The following is a 22,608-nucleotide window of genomic DNA, read 5'->3' on the forward strand; positions in this document are numbered from 1 at the left end:
TGAGAAGGTGCTTATCGTTCTGGGCAGTTCCTTTTATCATGACCGTGATAGCTACAAACACTACAAGCGCCCGAGTTGTACCTCACGTCACAGGACCGCTTGTCATGTCCAGATTCTCCACACCAAGAACAGGTGCGCGTTCTATCTGATTCCATAATAATTTCCTTCATGCTTAAAGAACTTAAGTTGAAAAATAATTATATCAAGTAACCTCACAGATCCATGGAACATTGCTATAGAAAATCGAGTCCTCCAGTGCCTAGCAATTTCCAGCGCACAGAGACCAGCTGAATATCCTAGGAACGCAAACCGGAACTTCACGTTTCGGAGTGCGTCGCGGTTGGGGAAGATCGCGACGACGTCGGTGCGCCGGTGGATCTCCCAGTTGATCCGCTCGGTGGGGTTGTTCGACCACACCTTCGTCCACACCGCCTTCGGGGCGTGGGTGAACGCCAGCAGCTCATCTAGAGCCTCCTCTGGGGCATCGGCGACGTGCGGAGACTTCTGCTCACAGAACGCCACGACATAGCGGGCCTGTGCCCACACCGATGCAGCATCCAGACCCCGGACCTTCAGATCTCGGAAGAAACCGGTCCAGGAGGCCACCAACTCCGAAGTGGCGACCTGCATGCCGAGTAACTCGCGGGAGCCTTCGGCGTTGACGCCGGTGACCAACAGCACTGAGGTCTTGACCACCCGTCCGCCTTCGCGGACCTTCATGGTCAACGCATCACAGGAGACGTAGAGGTAGGGGCCGGTATCCAGCGGTCGGGTGTGGAAGTCCTCGACCATGCCGTCGAGGTCCTTGGCCATCTCTGATACTTAGGGCTTCGAGAGATTATTGATCCCCAGACTCGCGACCAGGTCGTTCATCCGGCGGGTCGACACGCCTTTAAGATAGCAGTGGCGATCACTGCGGCCAGAGCTCGTTCGGCACCTGTGCGGCGCCCCAGCAGCCAGTCGGGGGAGAAGGAACTGGTACGCAGTTCCGGCACTGCGACATCTATGGTGCCGACCCGAGAGTCGAGGTCGCGGTGGCGATAGCCGTTGCGGACGTTGGTGCGGGACTCGGAGGTGGTGGCGTATTCGGCGCCGCAGATCTGGTCGGCCGGGGTGGACAGGATCTGGTGATGAAGCCTTGGAGCATCTTTCTCATCAGTTCCGGTGGGGCTTGAGACAGCAGGTCGGGTCGATATAATGGGGTCAGCGGTCATCGTGGTGTCCCTTTCGAGGAGATGCAGGAGTTGATTCGAAAGGTGACTTGGATGGTCGCCCACGTCTTCCCTGGGGTCGTCACCGGCAGCTACAGATACAGATACAGATACAGATACAGATACAGATACAGATACAGATACACCACGCTAACGAACGTCACCCGTGCTGGCTGTGCGTCAGGCGACGGAGTAGGTCTGCATCCGACGCCCGAACACCCAGGTGCCGCCTCCTATCTTTGAGGAGGCGGCACCGACACCTAGTTAAAGGATTCTTCACGGATCTTCTGAAAAGGCACGTCAAGCAGGTTCTTAGCATTGCCAGTGAGCTTGATCAGGTCGAATGCCTTCAGCGTCTCACGCATCACCACCTCTGAATCGTCAAGACCCGACTGCGACACGACATGACCCATGACAGCGCGTAGCTCCCCGTAGGGGATGTCCGCTAGATCACGTTCCCCTCGGGTTCGCACGATCACGCTGGGTTGTTTAGGTAGGTGAAAAGTCTTGCCGACGTTGCCGGCCACATCCGTGGGGTTATCGAACCTGATCATTCTCCGGCTGACTAATCGACTTATCACACTGTTCAACGTCTTCTTGACTGGGCGGGTCACCCGATGATCCCCGCCAGCCTTGACGTATCGAGATATGAGTACATGCCCCAGCATGGGCCCCTCGATTGTAAGGATCTCAAGCAGTCCCTCGATGATCTGCTCATCCGAGGCGCTGTGAACAGAAACACACGAACCTCTGAACATCTGATAACGGTCTTCGAACTGGTAGCCCTGGACTTCACCGTTGATCGTTGCAGGAGACCATCCTGTCGTCGCCGACGTGTGCGGTAGTGCGGCGCTTACCTTTTCGGTTTCATCGACAGAGGATTCTTCATTGGCGGGTTGAGTGCTATCTTTTCCGGTTTCAACTGAAACCTCGGGGGCAACTGAAAACAGATCCCTTTCGCGAGTAAGTGGGACAATCGTGTCAGTCTTGAGTAGCTCTCCCTGCTCCCCGCGCCCGTCCCAGATATCAACTCGTGACGATTCTTCGTACACTTCGATAAAATCAGCATCGTAATCGTCTGAATCTTCCTCGGTGGCTACTGAGGTCTCACTGTCGCGAGCTCGGACACGTATAGCCGGAAGATCTAACTGCTCATGCCCATATTCTTGGGACTCAGGCAGTTCAGCATGGAAGTCGATGGTGGTGTCGATGTCCGCCCGTGAGTCAACGATCTCGATGTTCGACAGCGATTCAGCTCCAGCCTGCTCCAGAGAGTAAGGGCGGATGCCCCTTTCCTCCAGAGCATCAAACACCCGCTGCAGCTGTTCCTGCTTATCCAGGTAGAAATCGGACTCAAAGATGCGGACGAAACGCCAGCCGAGCCGCTCCAGCTCCCGCTGCCTTGCTCGATCTGCACGTGCCTGGGATTCTCCGTGCCAGTAGTCACCGTCGCATTCAATGGCAAGACGTCCGTTGGCGCCTTCCACTACCAGGTCCAGGCGGTATCCGTAGGCATCGAACTGCGGGACGACAAAGTAGCCTTTCGCCACAATGCCGTTGTAGACCCGCTGTTCGAACAGGGAGTCAAACAGCTCCACCCTGACATCGTCAGAAACCAACGAAGAAGACTTCACTTCCGGCGCAGCGGTAGCCACATCGTAAGCGTGCTGGAGAAGCTGGGCCCGGATGTCCCTGCCATCGAGGTTTTCAACTCCCGCAGAATGGAACAGCCATACCTGGTCCTTCGCTCGGCTGACTGCAACGTTGTAACGCTGGATATACATGTCTGTCGCTATCACGGATAGGCGCTGTGCCCCATCAATAGGCACCATAGAAACCATCGACAGGAATATTACATCGCGTTCCGCACCCTGGAACTCCGCCGGAGAGCCCACCTTAAGATCACGTTGCTCCCATACCTCGGGGGACAGCTTCTCCAGGAGCCGGTTCTTCAGGTACTCAGCCTGTCCCGAAGTGCTTAACAATGAGATGACTCCCATTGTCTTTCCCTCATACGCGGGATCCTCCAGGCCTTGAATGAGTCGCTCAATCAACACATCAGCTTCATCAATGTTGATGACCTTCTTCTTGGTGACCGGCTGGGCTGCGTGCGGGGTACGAGTGACTTTGAAGGGAGCCAGTCTCCCCGAAAACACCTCCCGGACCGGAATGAGTTCAATCGAGTTCGGCCGGTAGGCGATCTTGTTTGAGAACTCGATGATCTCGGGCACACATCGCCGGTGTTCGCGGAGGACGATTCTCTCGCCGTAGCGCATCTCCGCGTCATCAAACAGAGATCGTGTGGGGTCGGTCCAGGAATCGATTTTGTCAAAGTCGTAAAGGTACTGGTGTGCCAGGTGAATAATCGGCTTTCGGTCGACCCCCACCCCCGACGGGGACACCTGCTTTTGATCTCCGATTACAACGATCCGAGGCGCGAGATACTGGAGGAAAATCGCATCCACTCCCGCCTGGGATGCCTCGTCGACGATAATGACATCGAACATGTTCTCTTCCAGCTTGAACTGGTCGATCACCCGGAAGAGTGGCATGATCCAGACGGGCACAGCTGCTCGACAGCTGTCCAGGTGCCGACGCACATCTCGTCGATGGAAATCTGCATACTTGCCCGTCCCCTTACCCAGTCGCCCCACCGCCTGTGTGTATGCGACGAGATTGGAGCGCATGGCCGGATCGATGCGGGAAGAACCGACTGCGTACGCCCATGCACGCTCAGCCGCCAGATCAGTGACAGTCGCGGTGATCCTCTTCTCGATGCGTGAGATGTCTTCCTGAAGTCGGTTCAGACCAGTGTCTCCCCTCTTCTCGAGCAGCTGTCCAGCAGCCAGCCACTGGCGAGCCGGCTCAGCACGCCGCAGTCTTTCATGCCACTCTCCATCGTGTGGATCTTCACGGACCCGGTCATACAGCTCTTCTGACCAGGACAGGACGGCATGCGACAAGGGGGCGAATTCACGAGCTGCAGATGCAAGACCATAGGCCTCTTGAGCCTTGTCGAGGGCTTCCGCGTAAAGAGCGGGATCTCTCTGCTCAACTGCAATGGTCAGCGTCTCCAGCCACTGCAATCCATGTCCTTCCGACTGGAGAATACGAATATTCCTCTCTATTGAGTCGAAACGAATCCGCTCATCATGCAAAGACTTCTCGTACTGACACACTCGATCAAGTTGCTTAACCGACTGGAGATCCTCTTCCAGGGCTCCCCGGCGAGCATTGATTCCTAAACCTTGCAGGGCCGCGATAAGAGCATTCAGTTCTGCGTGGCGCTCCAGCGAATTCTCGAACTCACGCAGCGTTGTTCTGCACGCAGTCATTTCTCCCACCGGATCACTTACATCCCCGGGGACGAAGTGTGGCCAGCTGCGGTAGAGATCTTGTAGGACCCAGGTAACCTCGACGAACGCCAAAAACTTCTGCACTTGAGGAAGGGTCGTGGCGGCCAGACCGTCGATTCTCACGGCAGTGAAAAACGGCATGGCTTCCCGAATAATACGTTTGCCGAACATGGGAGGCTTCACCGAACCATCCGGCCGAGTGGGAACCTCTCCGCCGCCCGTCAGGTAAGCCTCGAGGCTCCGCGCGATCGGGATGTAATCCTCCAAAGCACCATCACTGACCGTCAGCCTTTTCAGCCCTCCGAGAGCACCTGCTTGGAGCTCGGATTCTCTTAACTTCAGCTGCAGGTTTTCCAGCTGAGTTCTTTTTGCCGAGACATCATAACCATTGGCAGCGGCACGGAGTTCCGCTGACCAAGGATGGCTTTCCTTTTCCACCGATGATTCCAGCTTCAGCGCTTGTTCTAAGGAAACCATGACAAGGGTCTGATCATTGGAGGACAACGATTTCCATGAATGGAGAGCATCAGGGTCGAGATGTGACGCAGCTAGACGGAAGTCCTCTGCAGCCTTCTTCAGTCGTACGCACAAGGCCTCGAAGGCAGCTGCAGATTTGATCGCATCCAGATTGATGGTGTCTGCATTGCTCAAAGATTCGTGTTCTTCAAACCGAGGATCCTCCAACAGCTCCAGCCATCGATTCGTTTCCTCAGCAGTCAGCGGGAAAGGTGCATGGAGATCGCGGATCTCGATGGCCTTGATCCAGTCATTCTGATCGGACTCACTCAACCATTTTTCGATCGCTCGGGCCACTGGCATCTCATATCCAGCGGACGCAACCGGCGAGTTCTCCTCCCCTATCCGCGCAGTCCACTCCCGAACGGAACGTACCCGCTGCTCACCCAATGTCTCCAGCTCAGCGGTGAGCTGTCCAATACGTGAGCGGGATTCGGCGTCGTCAAAATCGGATGAGCGACGTGCAATAGTGTCGATGGTGACGCGGAGGTCGTCCGCCATGTTCGAGCTACCCGTGCCGATCACAGAGACAGCGAGTTTCTGAATCTCCGCCGGCATTTTATCCCGAAGTTCGTAGAGCGCCCGATCGGTCTCTGCTGTCACGAGAACCCTCTTACCCTGAGCTAGGAGATGCGAGAGCAGAGCCGCAGCCATGTGAGTCTTACCGGTTCCAGGCGGGCCCTGCACGATCGTCTGAGCGTTCCGGTCGACTCGCTCGATTACGGCTTTCTGACGGTCATTCAACGGCAGTGGGCTGAAGATGTCGTCGTCGTTGACGTACATTGCGCCCGCTTCCGCGCTTTGCTTAACCTGAGAGATGTCATTGACGTCAATGAGCGCAGCAAGACCGGCAGGGATCCGGCCCGTCTCCAGAATCTCCTCAGCGATCCGCGCGAAACTTACCGCCAGTCCAGTCCGGCGCCGACGTCGAAGAATGATGCAGGGTGCCCAACAAATACGTGGATACAAAGCGCGACTGGGCCTGGCGATATTGTCTTCGTAGACGGCATTGGTACTCAGGCTGTTGGCTGTCAGCTGGCCGAGTTCCCGGAAAGTGTCAGGGGACAGGATATCTCCGTTAAGTGCCTCAACCTCCGCCTTGACGTCAACAATGAACCGGGCATCGGTCATCTTCTCTGGGGGCACGACCTCGAGTTCAGGGGTGACAACGTCTCCGTTGAGTCGTATGTCGATCTGACCGGAATGCTTGTCCATGGTTACGGCGAGGTCGACGGTGAACAACGGTCGATCAATGGTCTCCCCGTCGGGGACGGCCCAATAGAGGCTCCCCAGTCCCAGAATCAGCTCAAACTCGTCTGCCTGCTGATTCGCCTTGGTCTGCAGGTCGAACATTTTCTCGTAGAGCTGCCGATAGCGTTCGTTCTCCGCCCACTTCTCCCACTGCTCCAGCCAGGCAATGGGATCCGACTCAGATACCTCTTCTTCTGCTCCGACACTGTCCGAAGTTGCTCCATCTTTGTCCATCACTTCAGGTCGCCTGAATGGGTCCAGACCATCGTTGGACAATCTTCCTTCCAAAGCCTTGTCCAATTCTGGAAAGTCGACGTAGTGGGGGCGAGGGAGTTCGATAACGAGGTCCGTGTCTCCTTCCGAGCTGTCAACACGAGATTCTGTCAGCACAGCAGACATCGTGGAGCCGAATCGCAGCTGTCCCCCGCAGCTTTCCGAATACTCACGGAGCTCAGCCAGCCAGAAGACCGCGCCCTCTTTCGAATACCCCTGAACCGAGAGGGTTTGCTTCTCCTTCAACTTCTGAACCTCTGAGAGGAATTGAAAGAGGCGCGAAGCTTTTTCTGCCTTAGATTGCACTGTTAAGTCTCCGGGATGGTTCTTCCTGCAGATGCTGACGCGATCATCCCCCGTGGAGGCTGAGACCCGACACCATCCTTCTGAACAAGCTGCTGTATACGTTCCTGTTTGCAGCGGACGTCAACCGAGGTCAGAAACCTACACACGTGATGAAGACTCCCACGAAAGTTCGACTTGCCGGTTGTTCACCGATTGACGGTGCTCCACTGGACCACACTATGAGTCATCTTAAACCTCGCTCCGTTCATCCGTTCCATCGCTCCTCATGATTTCCTCTTCAGGGACTAGGTCGTGTTGCGAAAGTCCGGTGAGTGAGACCGGCGTGTCTTACACGGCTCTTCACGATTCGGAGTGCGTAGCGGACCGCGAGATAGGACCCGGGGCGCCATAACATATAGAGATCCTGACAGGTCACACAATGAGAGTTGCGAAGCTTCCATCTGACCGAACCAGGACCTCTACATCTTGTAGTGAGGTGCCCAAGATAGGTTGCTGCTATCGGGCCGAGGTACGCACTCTTTTTCCGGAAGAGCCCCTTATTGTCACATCCGAAAGTGCTGCTGACGCACGTGGCTGATTATCGTTGTTCAGTCATCGCTAGAGCACTATTTTTGCCAAAAATATGATGCCCCTAGCAGCAAGAATGTCTACGAATAGCTGATCTTAAACCCGGGCTCAAGTTCACACATGCTCTAACTGCCACCCTCAGCGAACACCGGGTGCGGAGACTAAACAGCTTTAAGAAGTAGGGAGCTACAAACAAGACCGTCCCCATACCTAATCCTGCGTCCTGACTCTATGGCGCCGGGGTATCTGAAACTCGCCTAATCACCTAACACTCCATGCCCGCTTGCCAAATCCAGCATTTGGATAAAGATGAGCCACCGGCTTTGCACGCTGGCCTTCCCCACCGACACACCCCACCACCTGTCAACCCACGCATTCCTCTGCCCAACTAGGGTGGTTTGGGTGACTACACCTCCGAAGTCCCCGATCCCCGACACCCCGGTGGCACCGGTGACCCATGAACGGGTCGCTGAACTGCTGGAATCCGAGGGCCTGCAGTACCGCTTGGAATCTGCGCCCGTAACCGATGGTGACCAGCCGGTCACCGTGGTCCGTACCGGTTTCATCAATGCCGCCATTGCCTTCACCGTTGACGGCCCCAGCTTGGTCTGTGAGTCCATGTGGCGCGGCGAGGTGCCTAAATCTGAGGCACCGAAGCTGCTTGGCTTGGTCAATGAGTGGAACCAAACTCAGTACATGCCGACATTGCGATTCTTTGAGTCCGCTGCCGGCCAGGGCCATCTGACCGTCAGTGCCCATCGTCAGACTTATGTCGTCGAGGGCCTCAGCCGTAATCAGATCGGCGCATTCATCATGTCCTCGCTCGATGGTGTTCTCCGCGCCTATGAATGGGTGGAGAAACAACTACCTGAGCAGGTCACCTGGGAGGAGCCCACCAATGAGCAATAATCCAGCAGATCTTTCACCCGTGACCATTGCCCGCATCGTTGAGACCATGAGTGGTTTCGGCGTCGATCTGGATACTCACGAGGACAATGAAGTTGCTACTGCCAACCTCAATGGAGTGTTGGTGACCTTCGCGGTGCTTGGCTCAGTGGCTATTGTGCGCGCCGATGCCGTTACTGAGCAGACGCTTGGCGACGCCGATCCTACCTTCTACCTGGCAGCAAACCAGGTCAACTGCGTGAGCTTTGGTGCTCGTGCCACGGTCGTCGACCGTGCGGAAAACCTCATCATCCGCACTGAGCGTGACCTGCCGATCGCAGCTGGGCTCAATGATGCTCAGCTCGGCGGCGGACTGCGTGCTGCAGTCGATGCGGTGCTGGCTACTCAAGACGGCATCAAGGCTGCCGCGGAAGAGCTAGACGGTGTTCGCGCTTCTGTGGAAGCAGAACTCGCTGAGCAGGAAGCCGCTGGCCAGGCTGACTAGCCTGACTCCCCTGGTCTCCTAGAGCTCAGTAACCTTGCCTGCTGTTAGTTGCCAATGCCGGTCGGTGCGCACTGCCGTGAGCATCCGCCGGTCATGGGTCACCAGCAGCAAGGTCCCTTCATAAGATTCCAAGGCTTGCTCTAGCTGCTGGATCGCCGGTAGATCCAGGTGGTTGGTCGGCTCATCGAGCACCAAGAGATTAGTACCACTGGTCTGAAGTACCGCCATGGCGGCCCTCGTGCGCTCGCCTGGCGAGAGTTCTTCCACTGGGCGGGTCACGTGATCAGCAGTGAGCCCAAATTTAGCCAATAGTGTGCGGACTTCATCCTGAGCCAGCTCAGGATTCAGGCGGCTAAAAGCATCCGCCAGCGGCTCTGCGCCAGTCAATAGTGATCGAGCTTGGTCGATCTCCCCGATCTGTACCCCAGATCCCAGGCTGGAAGTTCCTTCATCCGGTTGCTGCTGATTGAGCAAAGCTCGAAGCAGGGTGGATTTTCCGGCGCCATTGGCTCCGGTGATTCCAATCCGCTCGCCTGCGTTGACCTGTAGTGATACTGGTCCCAGGGTGAAATCGCCTTGGCGGAAGACTGCGTTGCTCAGCGTGGAGACCACCGTGCCAGATCGCGGTGCTGCGCCGATGGAAAATTCTAGCTTCCATTCCTTGCGCGGCTCCTCTACTTCATCAAGCCGAGCAATGCGGCTTTCCATCTGGCGGACCTTCTGTGCCTGTTTTTCGCTGGACTCAGTGGCTGCTTTGCGCCTGATTTTATCGTTGTCAGGCGCCTTTTTCATGGCATTGCGCACACCTTGGCTGGACCATTCGCGCTGCGTCCTGGCTCGAGTGACCAAATCCGCCTTCTTATCAGCGAACTCCTCATAGCGTTCGCGTTGGTGGCGCCGCACGGTCGCGCGTTCTTCCAGGTAGGCATCGTAGCCACCACCGAATACTCGGTTGGATCTTTGCGCTAGATCTAGCTCCAGCACGCTGGTAACACACCTGGCGAGGAACTCTCGGTCGTGGCTGACCAGCACTGCTCCGCCTCTTAGGCCTTGGACGAATGCTTCTAGTTTTTCTAGCCCGTCTAGGTCTAAGTCATTGGTGGGCTCATCGAGCAAGACAATATCGAAGCGCGAGCACAATAATGCGGCCAGTCCCACACGCGCTGCTTGGCCACCCGATAGCGAGGTCATTAGTACCTCATTAGAATCCATCGTATCAAGGTCTAGGCCTAGATCCGCGAGCACCACCGGCAAGCGCTCTTCCAGATCGGCTGCACCACTAGCCAGCCAACGATCAAGGGCTGCGGCATATACGTCGGCTGGGTCTTCAGCACCTGCGGTAGCCGGTTGTCCGAGCGCTGCTGCGGCCTCATCCATCTCCCGGGTGGCTTCAGCACAACCAGTGCGCCGAGCAATGTAGTCGTTGATGCTCTCACCGACCACGCGTTCGTGTTCCTGAGGCAGCCAGCCGACGAACGCATCGCCTGGGGAACGTGAGACACTGCCAGCTTGCGGCTGATCGATCCCGCCGAGCAAACGCAACAGCGTGGACTTGCCGGCACCATTAGCGCCGACGACTCCGACGACATCGCCTGGGCCCACGCTTAAGTTCAGTGAGTCAAACAGGGTGCGGTGGCCGTATCCGCCGGAGAGATCGCGGGCGAGAAGTGTGGCAGTCATTTTTTCATTCTGTCACCGCTACCCCTGATCGACCTATCCCAGATAGGTCACAGCACGCGGGAAGACGCGGGCGTCGATTAGTTTTCTTCCTAAACCCACAAAAAATACCAGCCAGCTACCGAGAATCTACTCGGTAGCTGGCTGGTATTTTCACAACATCAAACGCTCTAGGAAGTCTGGGTGCTCTCCTCGAGTGAGTCTGCATCCTCATCGGAATCAGCATCATCGAGGGAGGAACCCGACATCGGGTTATCCGCAGCGAGAGTCTGCGCAACATCATCGAGCACAGCATGGATATACGGGGAGGCGACATCATTGCCGTATTGGCTAGCCAGCTCCACGCCCTCGACCACAGCCACCGCCGAGTCAACCTCGGGGTTATGCAGGATCTCCCACACCGCGACGCGCAAGATTGCCCGGTCCACGGCCGGAAGCCGGTAAAGCTCCCAGTCGGTGGCTAAGAAGCGCTCAATCATCTCGTCGATGCCATCAAGCTCAGCGGCCGCACCAGCGATGATGACGCGGGTGTAATCGGCAACCGGGGCCACTGCAGCATCGCGCTGAGTAGACAGCGAAATGCGGTCCTCGACCACAGCAACGGGATCGATATCGCGGGCTTCCGCCTCAAAGAGGATGTCCACGGCACGACGACGCGCGCGGTAGCGGGCACCGTGCCGACGCCAGTACTTGTCTTCGGTACGGGCGCTAGCCTGAGTAGCCTCAGCGGCTTCGGTGTCCGGGTGTTGGGAATTCTCGCTCACAGTAAGTGAAAGTCCTGCCTGGGTCTTAGTTGGAGACGCGCGAGACGTACTCGCCGGTACGGGTGTCAACCTTGACCACGTTGCCGGTCTCCAGGAATAGCGGCACCTGGATCTCGGCACCGGTTTCGAGGGTGGCGGGCTTGGTGCCGCCGGAAGAACGATCGCCCTGCAGGCCCGGATCAGTGTGGGAGACGGTCAAGTCCACCGAGACTGGCAGCTCAGCGAACAGCGGCTCGCCCTCGTGGAAAGAGACCTGTACGCGCATGTTCTCCAGCAGGAAGTCGCCGGCCTTGCCGAACTTGTCCGGAGACAGCTCAACCTGCTCGTAGTTCTTATCATCCATGAGGACATAAGCGGAGCCATCGTTGTAGAGGTAGGTCATGTCACGGCGATCGACGGTCGCGGTCTCGACCTTCACACCAGCGTTCCAGGTCTTGTCAACGGTCTTGCCACTGACGACGTCCTTGAGCTTGCTGCGCACGAAAGCGGGGCCTTTACCTGGCTTGACGTGCTGGAATTCGATGATCTGCTGTAGCTTGCCATCGATCTTGAGCACGAGACCATTCTTAAAATCGGCCGTGTTTGCCACGAAGTTGTCTCCCTTGTCGGTCGTGTTCTATCTAATATCAGCTTTACCAGCCTACACCACGCGTAGTTCCTTGCTGGTCGGGGTAATGATACGGGCTGGGCCCTGCGTGATCAACAAGGTGTCTTCGATCCGCACGCCGCCGCGGCCGGGGACATAAATGCCCGGTTCGATGGTCAGGGTCATGTTCTCCCGCAGGGTGCCTTTGCCGGTCTGGGAAGCAGCCGGCATCTCATGGACTTCCAAGCCCACGCCGTGTCCGGTGGAGTGGACGAAGAACTCACCATAGCCAGCTTCTTCGATCACGGAGCGGCAGGCGGCATCCACATCAACCAGCTTGGTGCCCGGTGTTGCGGCTTCCACACCGGCCAACTGGGAGCGCAAGACGATGTCGTAGATCTCACGAGAGAATTCATCGGCCTCGCCCATGATCACAGTGCGGGTCATGTCGGAATTAAAGCCACGGGCATGAGCACCGAAGTCGATGACCACTAGGTCACCACGACGAATGATGCGGTCGCCGGCAAGGTGGTGCGGCTTGGCCGAGTTGGGCCCCGAGGCAACGATGGTGTCAAAGCTGGTTCGCTCTGCTCCGAATCGACGCATCCGGTGCTCTAGGTCTGCGGCGACATCGCGCTCGGTGCGGCCGATGGCCAGCTCGCCAGCAGCGAGCAATCCTTCAAATGCCCGGCAAGCTAGGTCGGCTACCTCGGCTAGACGGATGCGCTCAGTGTTGTCCTTGACCTCGCGGATCTCCTCGATGATCCCGGTAACCGGAACCAACGTGACATCGTCCTGGCACGCCTGCTGCAGACGCTCGAGCTGGGAGACTGGCAGATAATCTGCTTCAAAGCCGACACGGCGCGGGCCTTCGATGCGCCCCAGCAGTGCCTCATCGCTAGGACGGTCAATCACGGAGGAGATATCCGGAACTTCTTCAGCGATCTGGGTGGTGTAGCGCCCATCGGTGGCGATCTCCGCGGTCAGATCCTTGGCCAGCACCAATGCTCCGGAGGAGCCAGTGAACCCGGAGAAAAAGCGCACGTGAATGGGATTGGTAATCAGCATCTCGTCGATGCGCATTCCGGCCAGCTTGGCTGAGAGTGCACGACGTCGGGTGGCGAAGCGAGTATCCGCATATGCCATGAGATTCTCCTCGAATTGAAAGTATGTGAGCCTATGTTGATTCAACTCTATCTTCCAGCACCCAAGTCGTGCCGTGAGCTACCTACGGGCACCTGTTTCAGAGCCCCGGAATCGACGATGTGGCAGCACTGCTGCAGTGATCGCATACATGGTTCGATGTCACCTAATCACACCCAACCGCAGCCCATGGAACGCTGCTAACCAGATCAATTTTGACCAGACTCACCGCTGCTAAACCGTCTTCCTGCACGTGCAGGAAGATCGAAGAACTTAAGGCGTCCACGTTGTGGGTTCCCGTTGCGCACTCCCCTGGCAGCTACGAAGCCAAACCCCTAAAGCCTCCCTAACTGCCAGCTATGTGCTCCAGCGCCAGCAGATAGCCATTGATATCTAGTCCAGCGATCACTCCTAGAGCGATCGGTGAGAGGTAGCTGTGCGCTCTAAAGGGCTCACGAGCATGCACATTAGAAATATGCACCTCGATAAAGCCGGCACCATCGGCAACCTCTGCGAGTGCATCACGCAGCGCAACTGAGGTATGAGTGAACCCACCGGGGTTGATGATCACCGGCCAGCCGTGATCGGCGGCCTCATGGACCCAGTCGATCAACTGGCCCTCGTGGTTGGACTGCCGGCAGCGAACGCTCACCTCTAAGGCCTGAGCCCGCTGCTCGATCAGCTGCTCAAGATCTGCCAGGGTGGTGGTGCCGTAGACCTCCGGCTGCCGCTTACCCAGACGGTTGAGATTGGGACCATTGAGTACCAATACGGTCTGAGCCATGATTAGCTCCCCTCCGAGACACCGTCATAGGCAGTCTGCAGCTCCGCGAGGCTGGGGCCTTCCAAGCGAGTAGTGCTACCGGCTGCGGTCAGTGCTACGAAACGAATATGCCCGCCCCGGTTTTTCTTATCCCGAGTCATTGCGGCATAAAGCTCATCGAAGTACCCGGCCGGGTAGCTTGTGGGCAGTCCCACCGATTCCAGGATCCGGCGATGGCGATCAACCAAAGGGGCATCGATGAGCCCACGTCCCTGTGCCAAGCGAGCGATAAACATCATTCCGACGGCTACCGCGTTGCCGTGGCGCCAGCGGTAGTTTTCCCGCAGCTCGACGGCGTGGCCGAAGGTGTGGCCGTAGTTGAGAATCTCGCGCAGGCCAGATTCTTTCAGATCTTGGCCCACCACCGAGGCCTTGACGGTGACCGAACGGGCAATGAGCTCTGGCAGGTAACCATCGGCGCGCAGGCAGGCTGCTGGGTCTGCTTCATAGCGATCCAGAATGACGGTGTCAGCGATGAATCCGGTTTTGATGATCTCAGCAGATCCGGCGATGAGCTCTTCCATGGGCAGGGTATTAAGCCGGTCGAGGTCAATAAAGACTGCATTAGGTTCGTGGAAAGCACCGACTAGGTTCTTGCCCACAGCGGTGTTGATACCGGTCTTGCCACCAACTGCGGCGTCCACCATCGCCAAGAGCGTGGTGGGCACCTGGATGACGTTAATTCCACGCATCCAGGAGGCTGCCACGAAACCAGCCAAGTCAGTAACCGCGCCACCACCCAAACCAATGACGAGGTCACCTCGGCTAAAAGCATGCTCGCCCAATCGATCCCACAGCTGCCCAACAACCGCTAGGGTCTTGCCCGCTTCAGCATCGGGCACCGGTGCCAAGAATACCTCTAGGCCTTTGGCTTCCACTGCCTCCCGCAGCTGCTGTGCGGGTGCCACCAACGTGGGCTGATGGATCAATAGCACCTTGGCCGCACCGCTAGCGCTGGCTTGAGCTGCCACCGCGGCATCAAGTCCGTGGTCGATGACGACCTCGTAGGGGTTGGGTCCGTTCACCGGGATCGTGGTCACGATCACAAGTCCTTTCAGATTATTGGCTCAAAGGGTGTCGAGGTAGCCGAGAATATCGGCGACAACTTGCTGGGGAGTGCGCCCGTCGGTGCGGGTTCGGTAGCCTGCGACCTCGCGATAGAGCGGGGTACGGTCCTTGATCAATGTGCGGTAATGCTCGGCTGGGTCATCAGCAGCTAGCACCGGTCGAGTGGTCTCATGCGCGGTGCGCCGGATGCCCTCTTCAACGGAGACATCAACCCACACGACATCGTGGTGGCTGAGTAGTTCACGGGTTGAGTCGGTCAACACCGCTCCCCCGCCCAGGCTGACCACCCCACCAATCTCTAGTGCCTCAGCAACATGCCGGGCCTCAAGTTCGCGGAAAGCTGGCTCACCCAGACTAAGAAACACCTCACCACAAGAGGTGCCAGTTTCTTCCTCAATCAGCTGATCAGAGTCCACCAGGGGCAAGGCCAATGCGCGCGCTAATCTGCGGCCGATGGTCGATTTTCCGGCACCGGGTGGTCCCACCAGTACTGCTTTGGGCTGGGTGCGGTAGGTTCCGGCGTAGGGATTGAGATCTTCCAAACCAGTCACTACTGTTCTCCGAACTGCAGGCGGCTGTTGACATACTCCTGGTAAGAAGCAATATTACGGGTAGTCTCGCCCAGCGAATCGCCGCCAAACTTGGCCAGGACCGCACGAGCGAGAACCAAGGTGACCATGGCCTCAGCAACCACCCCTGCAGCCGGAACTGCGCAGACATCGGAGCGCTGGTGAATGCCAGTGGCCGCAGATCCATCATTCATATCAATGGTCTTGAGCGCGCGTGGAACCGTGGAAATCGGCTTCATGGCCGCCCGCACCCGCAGAGTCTGGCCATTGGTCATACCCCCCTCGACACCACCGGCACGGTTACTCAGCCGCTCCACACCATCGTCACCTCGGACAATCTCATCATGGGCTTTGCTGCCGCGACGGCGAGCTTCCTCAAAGCCATCACCGATCTCAACGCCCTTGATTGCTTGGATGCCCATCAACGCTGCCGCCAGCTGGGAATCAAGGCGATCATCACCGGAGACATGCGAGCCCAAGCCGATGGGCAGTCCCTCAACGACGACCTCGACGACGCCGCCGAGAGTATCGCCAGCCTTTTTAGCGGCTTCGATCTCGCTGATCATCGAGGCTTCAGCATCTTTGTCGAAGGCACGCACCGGGGAGGCATCAATATCTGATAGGTCGGCGAAAGTAGGCTCAGGGCCGGTGTAGCTATCCGAAGCACCGATGGCGATCACGTGAGAGAGGACTTCTACTCCCAGGGTCTCGCGCAGGAAGCTACGAGCCACGGCCGCAGCTGCCACACGGGCGGCGGTTTCTCTGGCTGAAGAGCGCTCCAGGATAGGGCGGGCTTCATCGACGTCGTATTTGATCATGCCGGAGAAATCAGCGTGACCTGGGCGCGGGCGGGTGAGCTTAGCCCCACGCCCAGAGCTCATCGCGGTGGCGATTTCTTCATCATTAAGATCTACCGGCTCAGCCGACATGATGGTGGTCCACTTGGGCCACTCACTGTTGCCAATCATGATGGCGATTGGGCTGCCCAAAGTAAGTCCGTGGCGAATACCGGTGAGCAGCGTTAACTCATCGGCCTCAAATTTCATGCGAGCGCCACGGCCATAGCCCAGGCGACGTCGGGCGAGTTCTCGAGAAATCTCCTCCTTGGTCACCGGCACGCCGGCGGGCATGTGCTCAAGCATGGCGATAAGTGCCTGACCGTGGGATTCACCTGCAGTAGTCCATCGAAGCATGCCGGTATTGTCTCATGCCACCCCATCACTGTGGTGATGGACTCGGTTAATAGCAGTTTGCGAGCCTTCTTTAAGCTAAGGCCACAGCCGCCACGGTGGCTCCCAACATCGATGGACCGTGCGCCACCGTCCCAGATCGGCTCAACAATCCGCGCACAATAGTCATCATTGACGCACCCAGCACTGTGGCAAACCACAGCACTGGACCACCAGTGCCAGCAACAATTCCCAGGCTCAGCGCCAGCTTGATATCTCCCCCGCCGATCCCGCCGGCAACTAGCCCGATCAGGAGATACAGGCCGGCCCACGCCAGCCCGCCTAGTAGCAGCCACGGTTCCACCAGGATCGCACCTGTCCCTGCGCCCACAGCCGCAGGCAGCGTCAAGGAATCGGGCAGCCGACGTTGCTTTTCATCATAAATAGTCAACGCCACCGCCCAACAGGCGATGGCGACGATTGCTCCCCCGAGCACTGCACTGCCCCACATGCGTGCGAGCCTAACGCAGGGAGCGCTCCAATGCTTGGCGCATCTGTTCTTTGGGAGCTGGCTGAGCAGTAAACTGTTCGAACTGGCCAAAGGCCTGATGCGCGAGCATGACATGGCCGCCGACGGTGCGATAGCCATTGGCCGCTGCAGCAATAGTCAATCGAGTAGGCCAGGGTTCATAGATGACATCGAGTACGGGGGCGTGCCCCAAGTCCGACTCGTGTCCGGCCACCGCAGCCGAAGGCACCGTGGAGACGATAACCTCAGCGTCAATTGCTGCCTGACGAATATCATGTCCGAAATTTATGAAGTTAACGCTTAGACCCAAGGCCTCCACTAGGGGCGCCAATTCCGCACGCCGATCGGAACGGTTGAGCACCGTGACCTCGGTGATGCCTGCTTGAGCCAATGCCCACAGCGCCGGCCTGGCGGTTCCTCCCCCGCCGATGACCAATGCTCGATTGATCTGATCAAGACGCTGCCCCAAGAGCTCACCTAACGCCCCGATGACTCCATCGCAGTCGGTGTTATCGGCCCGCCAACCGGCTTCGGTGCGCACAAGAGTATTGGCCGAGCCAATCAACTGGGCCCGCTCGGTGACCTCGTCTGCGCACCGCAGAGCTGCGAACTTTGCCGGCATGGTCACCGAAAAACCAACGTAGCTCTCATCCGCGTCACCGATGATGCCGGGAAGATCTTCCTCGGTGCACTCCATGCGGGAGTAGTCCCAATCGGCCATCTCTAGCGCCTGATAGCCAGCATTGTGCAGCACTGGCGAGCGCGAATGAGCGATCGGAAAACCTAGCACCGCCGCGCGATGATTGATCGGAGTCTGTGCAACCGGTTCTGAAACTACTGCCTTAATGATCTCGTGGCTGTTCATCGGTTGGTATCCAATACGCCTGATTCCATGGCGGTTTCTACATCCAGGAGATGCTCTTCGAAAGTGTCGTTGAACAAGGTGGTGCCATCTTGATCAACGGTGACAAAGAACAGCCAATTGCCCTCTGCGGGGTTTTCCATCGCTTCAATCGCCTCGACAGATACTGCCGCGATCGGGGTTTCCGGTAATCCGTCTTTGGCGTAGGTGTTCCACGGGGTCACTTGTGCGCGATCTTCATCGGTGGTGGCCACCTCGACCTCTGTCAGCCCGTAGTTGACGGTGGAATCAAACTCCAAGCGCATGGGTTCTTCCAAGCGGTTGAGGATCACGCGAGCGACCTTATCGAAGTCGCCGGCCGGAGCCTCACGCTCCACCAGGGAGGCGGAAATGAGCAGTTCATAGGGGGAAAGGCCCAGTGCTTCAGCGCGCTCGACGATGCCGGTGTCATTGAATTGTGTGGCTGAGCGAGTCAACAGATCGCTGAGGATTCCTTCGGCGTCAAGCCCCGGGTTGACCACATATTGTCCTGGGGCGATCAATCCCTCGATGCGCTTAGCATCGTCACCGCGAGCAGCAACCGCCTCCATTGCCCACTCAGGCACACCCAACGCAGTGAGATCTGCGGTGGCACCGGCTTGCTGTAGCTCTTGGGCGGTGACACAGTTGTCCGAACCTGCGGTACACGTCACCGCCGAGATCTCGCTATAGATACCCGGACGGTTCTGCCCACCGATGACCTGAACATCTAGCAGCGTGGAGCCACCCTTAATATCGAGCAATTCCACTCGGTTGTCCTGGTTAAGGAGCGCTTCAACAGCGGCAGTCGCGCTCATCTCCTCCTGCAGGCGATAAATACCGGGTTGGATGCTGGCAGCGTCTGGGTTGTTGGCCGCAGCAGTCTGGAAAGCGCGATCAGTTTTAATAATGCCGCGTTCTTCTAACTCTGGGCCCATCACCGAGACCGATGCCCCATCAGAAACCTCAACCATCTGAGTTACGCCGTTGCCGTTGCCTTCAAAGTCATTAGCGGAGCTAGAACCTGAGCCAGAAACTTGGACACCGATATAGACCACTGCTCCGATGATCAGTACCAACGAGGCGATGAGCACGGCTAGGCCACGCTGACGGCGCTTCACGTACTTAGGCTCCTGCCGAAAACGGCTCCGGCTACGGCTGTGGCGGTGACTCTGGGACTTGGCGTTCATGAATCAAGCTCCTGGGAAGAAGTGGCAAGAGCGATGCTGCGAGCATCAAGCCAAGATTGAAGGATCTCCACGGCTGCTGCTTGGTCAATTACCTTGCGGCCGGCTTTCTCGGATACGCCGGAAGCCCGCAACGCTGCGGTTGCGGCAACCGTGGTGAGGCGTTCATCGGCCATCCGGACTGGAATATCTAAGTTCTGGCCGGTGAGCCTGCGCCGAATTCGGAAAGCGATTTCCTTGGCGTGTTTAACACTGGTCGAGCCGTTTCCTTTGAGGTCACGGGGCAGACCCACGACGACCTCTACTGCGTCATACTCAGCGATGATCGCCAACAAACGATCAATGTCACCTAAGTCGTGGCCCCTTAGGCCGGTTTCCCTCGGCACAGTCTCCACTGGAGTGGCCAAAGTGGCTCCTCGATCGGAGGAGGCAACCCCGATCCGAACGGTACCGACATCGATGCCGATGCGACGTCCGGCTCCGGGGTCGTCTGCACCCGGGGAATCGGGGTTGACCTTCATCTAGGCGGTGACCTTTCCTCTGGGGTGAGCTTCAACTTTATAGAAGCTCACCGAGTGTGACATTGAAGGTATCCGCAGTCATGGGCGGAGATCAGTAGCGATCTCGGCGTGTCTCGTAACCAATCCGTGACTTTACCTCATTGGTTAACGGCTGACGAGATCCGCACGGACGGAAGCAAAGGCATCATCAAGCCCAGCGATGTTGCTACCGGAGCCCTGCGCCATATCTGGTTTTCCGCCACCACGGCCATCGAGATGGGCTGCGAGCTGTTTAACCAAGTCTCCGGAGTTGACTCCAAGATCAACGGCTTCCTTAGTAGCGCTCACCACGAAGGGCACCTTGTCATCGCCATCGACAGAAACCAGCACGACCACCGCGGGGCGTCCGTGGAGATTGCCACGCAGATCCGAGGCCAAGGCACGCAGGTTGTTGCTGGTGACTCCGTCGGGAATACGGCGGGTCAGCAGCGTGAAGTCGCCAACGTGCTCGGCGTCGTCGAGTAGCTTGCCGGAGTTGGCCAGCACCTGCTCGCGGCGCAACGACGCAATCTGCTTCGCAGCATCACGCAGCTTCTCCGAGAGCTGAGAGACTCGGTCCGGCAGCTCCTCGGTAGGAGCCTTGAACCAGGTGGCCAAGTTGGCAGCCAGGGCTGCTTCCTTGGAGAAGTAGCGGAAGGAGTTCATACCTGAATAAGCCTCAATACGCCGTGCTCCCGAGCCCACGGAAGACTCGCCGAGGATGGCAATGGGGCCGATCTGGGAAGAATGCTCCACGTGGGTGCCACCACAAAGTTCCATGGAGAACGGGCCGCCGATTTCGACGACGCGGACCTTGGAACCGTAGTTCTCACCGAAGAGTGCCATCGCGCCGAGCTTGCGGGCTTCATCCAAGCTGGTTTCGATGGTGTTGACGGGCATGTCATCATCCACGGCTTGGTTGGCGATGGTCGCGATTTCGGCCAGCTGCTCACGAGTGAGCTGCTCGGTGTAGTTGAAGTCGAAGCGCAGGTAGCCAGGGCGATTGAGCGAACCGGCCTGCACGGCCGTGGGGCCGAGCACCTGGCGCAGAGCTGCGTGGATCAGGTGTGTGCCGGTGTGGGCTTGCTTGGCACCGTGGCGCCAATCGGGGTCGACCTCCGCGGTGACCGTCTGTCCCAGATCCAACCCGCCAGAGGCGACCTTGGCCTTGTGGACCCACAGACGCTTGCCGATCTTTTGCACATCATTGACTTCCAGCACCGTGGTGCCGGAGATGATCCGGCCGCGATCGCCGAGCTGTCCGCCGCTTTCGGCGTAGAGCGGAGAGACGTCGAGAATAACCTCAACGTCCTCGCCCTCCTTGGCTTCGGTGATTGAACGGCCATGGGAGACCAGTCCGAGGACCTTGGCATCAGCAGAAAGCTCGCTAAAGCCGATGAACTCGGTCGGATGATTGTCCACCCACTCGCGGTAGACGCTCTCATCGGCGTGGCCGTGTTTTTTGGCCTTGTTATCGGCCTTGGCCCGAGCTCGCTGCTCCGACATCGCGGCATCGAAAGCTGCCCGGTCGACTTCGAGGCCTGCTTCAGCAGCCATCTCCAGGGTCAGGTCAATCGGGAAACCATAGGTATCGTGCAGCGCGAAAGCTTCTTCACCGGAAAAGTGGGTGGAACCGCTGGCCAGAATGCTCGACGCGGCCTCGTCGAAACGATGGGTGCCAGACTCCAAGGTCTTGAGGAAGGCACGTTCTTCCACGACAGACACCCGGCTAATGCGCTCGCGGTTCTCGGCGATCTCCGGGTAAGAGGGAGTCATGGTGTCCATCACGACGTTCATGAGCTTTTCCAGGGTCTCCCCCGTGGCACCGAGCAAGCGAGCAGAGCGAACGATTCGACGCAGAAGACGGCGCAGGATGTAGCCGCGACCTTCATTCGACGGGGTAACTCCATCGAGGATGAGCATCATGCCAGTACGCGAGTGATCGGCGATCACTCGGAAACGAACGGCATCGGGGCCATCGCCCTGATAGGTGGCGCCGGTGAGCTCTTGGGCGGCGTCGATAACCGGGCGCAGCAAATCCGTTTCGTAGACGTTGTCTACTCCCTGCAACAGACATGCCACGCGCTCAATGCCCAGGCCGGTGTCAATGTTTTTCTTCGGCAGGTCGCCGACGATCTCGAAAGAGTCCTTGCCAGTGCCCTCGCCGCGTTCTTTGCCCATAAAGACCAGATTCCAGATCTCCATGTAGCGAGTGTCATCAACAGCTGGGCCACCATCAGCACCGTGTTCTGGGCCGCGGTCGTAATAGATCTCCGAACAGGGACCACACGGTCCCGGCACACCCATGGACCAGTAGTTATCTTCCATACCCAACCGCTGGATACGCTCGGTGGGCACACCAATCTTGGTTTCCCAGATCTCAGCGGCTTCATCATCGTCGAGGTAGACGGTCACCCATAGGCGTTCTGGGTCTAGACCGTATCCGCCTTGGTCGATCGGGTCAGTCAACAAAGTCCAGGCGTGGGTAATAGCGCCTTCCTTGAAGTACTGGCCAAAGGAAAAATTGCCCGCCATCTGGAAGAAGGTGTTGTGCCGGGTGGTCACACCCACTTCCTCGATGTCAAGGGTACGCACGCACTTTTGGATAGAGGTGGCTTTACCACTGGGGAACGGCGGATTCTGCTGGCCCAGGAAGTAGGGCTTGAACGGGACCATGCCCGCGTTGACGAACAGAAGGTCCGGGTCCTCGAGAATCAGCGACGCACTAGGGACAACGCTATGCCCAGCGGCGAGAAAGTGGTTGGTAAAGCGCTCCCGGATCTCATGGGTCTGCACGGCAGTAG

16 protein-coding genes and 1 pseudogene are annotated in these 22,608 nt (G+C 57.9%); 2 read left to right on the top strand and 15 right to left on the bottom strand.

What is annotated here, in order from left to right:
* Positions 1 to 327: 327 nt before the first annotated feature.
* Together C5L39_RS02310 and C5L39_RS02320 are read right to left on the bottom strand one after the other, a co-directional pair.
* Positions 328 to 1,156: pseudogene (locus C5L39_RS02310) on the bottom strand (IS256 family transposase); the annotation flags it as partial.
* Positions 1,157 to 1,471: 315 nt separating this feature from the next.
* Positions 1,472 to 6,853, bottom strand: a complete 5,382-nt coding sequence (locus tag C5L39_RS02320; protein WP_126268717.1) for an AAA domain-containing protein — start codon at positions 6,851 to 6,853, stop codon at positions 1,472 to 1,474.
* Between the two features lie 1,029 nt (positions 6,854 to 7,882).
* On the opposite strand from C5L39_RS02320, the gene C5L39_RS02325 reads away from it, so the two are divergent.
* The gene (locus C5L39_RS02325; RefSeq protein WP_245974850.1) at positions 7,883 to 8,389 is read left to right on the top strand and encodes a YbjN domain-containing protein; all 507 of its coding nucleotides are present in this window, start codon (positions 7,883 to 7,885) and stop codon (positions 8,387 to 8,389) included.
* Positions 8,379 to 8,870 (top strand): YbjN domain-containing protein, encoded by a 492-nt coding sequence (locus C5L39_RS02330; RefSeq protein WP_123047281.1) that lies wholly within the window; start codon positions 8,379 to 8,381, stop codon positions 8,868 to 8,870. Before C5L39_RS02325 ends, C5L39_RS02330 begins: the two co-directional genes overlap by 11 nt.
* Before the next feature lie 18 nt (positions 8,871 to 8,888).
* Here C5L39_RS02330 and abc-f read toward each other — a convergent pair whose 3' ends face one another.
* The 13 genes from abc-f to alaS all read right to left on the bottom strand — a co-directional run bounded on the left by abc-f (position 8,889) and on the right by alaS (position 22,600).
* A complete protein-coding gene (abc-f, locus tag C5L39_RS02335; protein WP_123047282.1) occupies positions 8,889 to 10,550 on the bottom strand; it encodes a ribosomal protection-like ABC-F family protein in 1,662 nt (553 codons plus the stop codon).
* Positions 10,551 to 10,717: 167 nt separating this feature from the next.
* On the bottom strand, positions 10,718 to 11,311 hold the full coding sequence (nusB, locus tag C5L39_RS02340) for a transcription antitermination factor NusB (RefSeq protein WP_123047283.1): 594 nt from the start codon (positions 11,309 to 11,311) through the stop codon (positions 10,718 to 10,720).
* 25 nt (positions 11,312 to 11,336) lie between these two features.
* Positions 11,337 to 11,900 (bottom strand): elongation factor P, encoded by a 564-nt coding sequence (gene efp / locus C5L39_RS02345; RefSeq protein WP_123047284.1) that lies wholly within the window; start codon positions 11,898 to 11,900, stop codon positions 11,337 to 11,339.
* 51 nt (positions 11,901 to 11,951) lie between these two features.
* Positions 11,952 to 13,043 carry an aminopeptidase P family protein gene (locus tag C5L39_RS02350; RefSeq protein WP_123047285.1) on the bottom strand — a complete coding sequence of 364 codons (1,092 nt, stop codon included), beginning with the start codon at positions 13,041 to 13,043 and terminating at the stop codon, positions 11,952 to 11,954.
* Between the two features lie 343 nt (positions 13,044 to 13,386).
* Positions 13,387 to 13,824 (bottom strand): type II 3-dehydroquinate dehydratase, encoded by a 438-nt coding sequence (gene aroQ / locus C5L39_RS02355; protein WP_123047286.1) that lies wholly within the window; start codon positions 13,822 to 13,824, stop codon positions 13,387 to 13,389.
* 2 nt (positions 13,825 to 13,826) lie between these two features.
* Positions 13,827 to 14,921: a 3-dehydroquinate synthase gene (gene aroB / locus C5L39_RS02360; protein ID WP_425453842.1), complete on the bottom strand. Its 1,095-nt coding sequence runs from the start codon at positions 14,919 to 14,921 to the stop codon at positions 13,827 to 13,829.
* Between the two features lie 9 nt (positions 14,922 to 14,930).
* Positions 14,931 to 15,482, bottom strand: coding sequence for a shikimate kinase (locus tag C5L39_RS02365; protein ID WP_123047287.1), 552 nt, complete (start codon positions 15,480 to 15,482; stop codon positions 14,931 to 14,933).
* Positions 15,482 to 16,693: a chorismate synthase gene (gene aroC, locus C5L39_RS02370; RefSeq protein ID WP_123047288.1), complete on the bottom strand. Its 1,212-nt coding sequence runs from the start codon at positions 16,691 to 16,693 to the stop codon at positions 15,482 to 15,484. Before aroC ends, C5L39_RS02365 begins: the two co-directional genes overlap by 1 nt.
* Positions 16,694 to 16,763: 70 nt before the next feature.
* Positions 16,764 to 17,180 carry a prepilin peptidase gene (locus C5L39_RS02375; RefSeq protein ID WP_123047289.1) on the bottom strand — a complete coding sequence of 139 codons (417 nt, stop codon included), beginning with the start codon at positions 17,178 to 17,180 and terminating at the stop codon, positions 16,764 to 16,766.
* 10 nt (positions 17,181 to 17,190) lie between these two features.
* On the bottom strand, positions 17,191 to 18,063 hold the full coding sequence (locus C5L39_RS02380) for a shikimate dehydrogenase (protein WP_123047290.1): 873 nt from the start codon (positions 18,061 to 18,063) through the stop codon (positions 17,191 to 17,193).
* Positions 18,060 to 19,268, bottom strand: coding sequence for an endolytic transglycosylase MltG (gene mltG, locus C5L39_RS02385; RefSeq protein WP_123047291.1), 1,209 nt, complete (start codon positions 19,266 to 19,268; stop codon positions 18,060 to 18,062). The genes C5L39_RS02380 and mltG overlap by 4 nt, the downstream gene beginning before the upstream one ends.
* Complete coding sequence (gene ruvX, locus C5L39_RS02390; RefSeq protein WP_123047292.1) at positions 19,265 to 19,786, bottom strand: Holliday junction resolvase RuvX; 522 nt, start codon at positions 19,784 to 19,786, stop codon at positions 19,265 to 19,267. The genes mltG and ruvX overlap by 4 nt, the downstream gene beginning before the upstream one ends.
* 144 nt (positions 19,787 to 19,930) lie before the next feature.
* Positions 19,931 to 22,600, bottom strand: coding sequence for an alanine--tRNA ligase (gene alaS / locus C5L39_RS02395; RefSeq protein ID WP_123047293.1), 2,670 nt, complete (start codon positions 22,598 to 22,600; stop codon positions 19,931 to 19,933).
* Positions 22,601 to 22,608: the final 8 nt, after the last annotated feature.

This window comes from Corynebacterium alimapuense, assembly GCF_003716585.1.
GTDB classification, from domain to species: Bacteria; Actinomycetota; Actinomycetes; order Mycobacteriales; family Mycobacteriaceae; genus Corynebacterium; species Corynebacterium alimapuense.

Bases quoted from the DNA above. Each gene is read 5' to 3' on its own strand.
- C5L39_RS02350 (WP_123047285.1), bottom strand. From the start codon at position 13,043: ATGGCATATGCGGATACTCGCTTCGCCACCCGACGTCGTGCACTCTCA.
- aroC (WP_123047288.1), bottom strand. From the start codon at position 16,693: ATGCTTCGATGGACTACTGCAGGTGAATCCCACGGTCAGGCACTTATC.
- C5L39_RS02380 (WP_123047290.1), bottom strand. From the start codon at position 18,063: ATGAACAGCCACGAGATCATTAAGGCAGTAGTTTCAGAACCGGTTGCA.
- C5L39_RS02330 (WP_123047281.1), top strand. From the start codon at position 8,379: ATGAGCAATAATCCAGCAGATCTTTCACCCGTGACCATTGCCCGCATC.
- aroQ (WP_123047286.1), bottom strand. From the start codon at position 13,824: ATGGCTCAGACCGTATTGGTACTCAATGGTCCCAATCTCAACCGTCTG.
- mltG (WP_123047291.1), bottom strand. From the start codon at position 19,268: ATGAACGCCAAGTCCCAGAGTCACCGCCACAGCCGTAGCCGGAGCCGT.
- abc-f (WP_123047282.1), bottom strand. From the start codon at position 10,550: ATGACTGCCACACTTCTCGCCCGCGATCTCTCCGGCGGATACGGCCAC.
- C5L39_RS02375 (WP_123047289.1), bottom strand. From the start codon at position 17,180: ATGTGGGGCAGTGCAGTGCTCGGGGGAGCAATCGTCGCCATCGCCTGT.
- ruvX (WP_123047292.1), bottom strand. From the start codon at position 19,786: ATGAAGGTCAACCCCGATTCCCCGGGTGCAGACGACCCCGGAGCCGGA.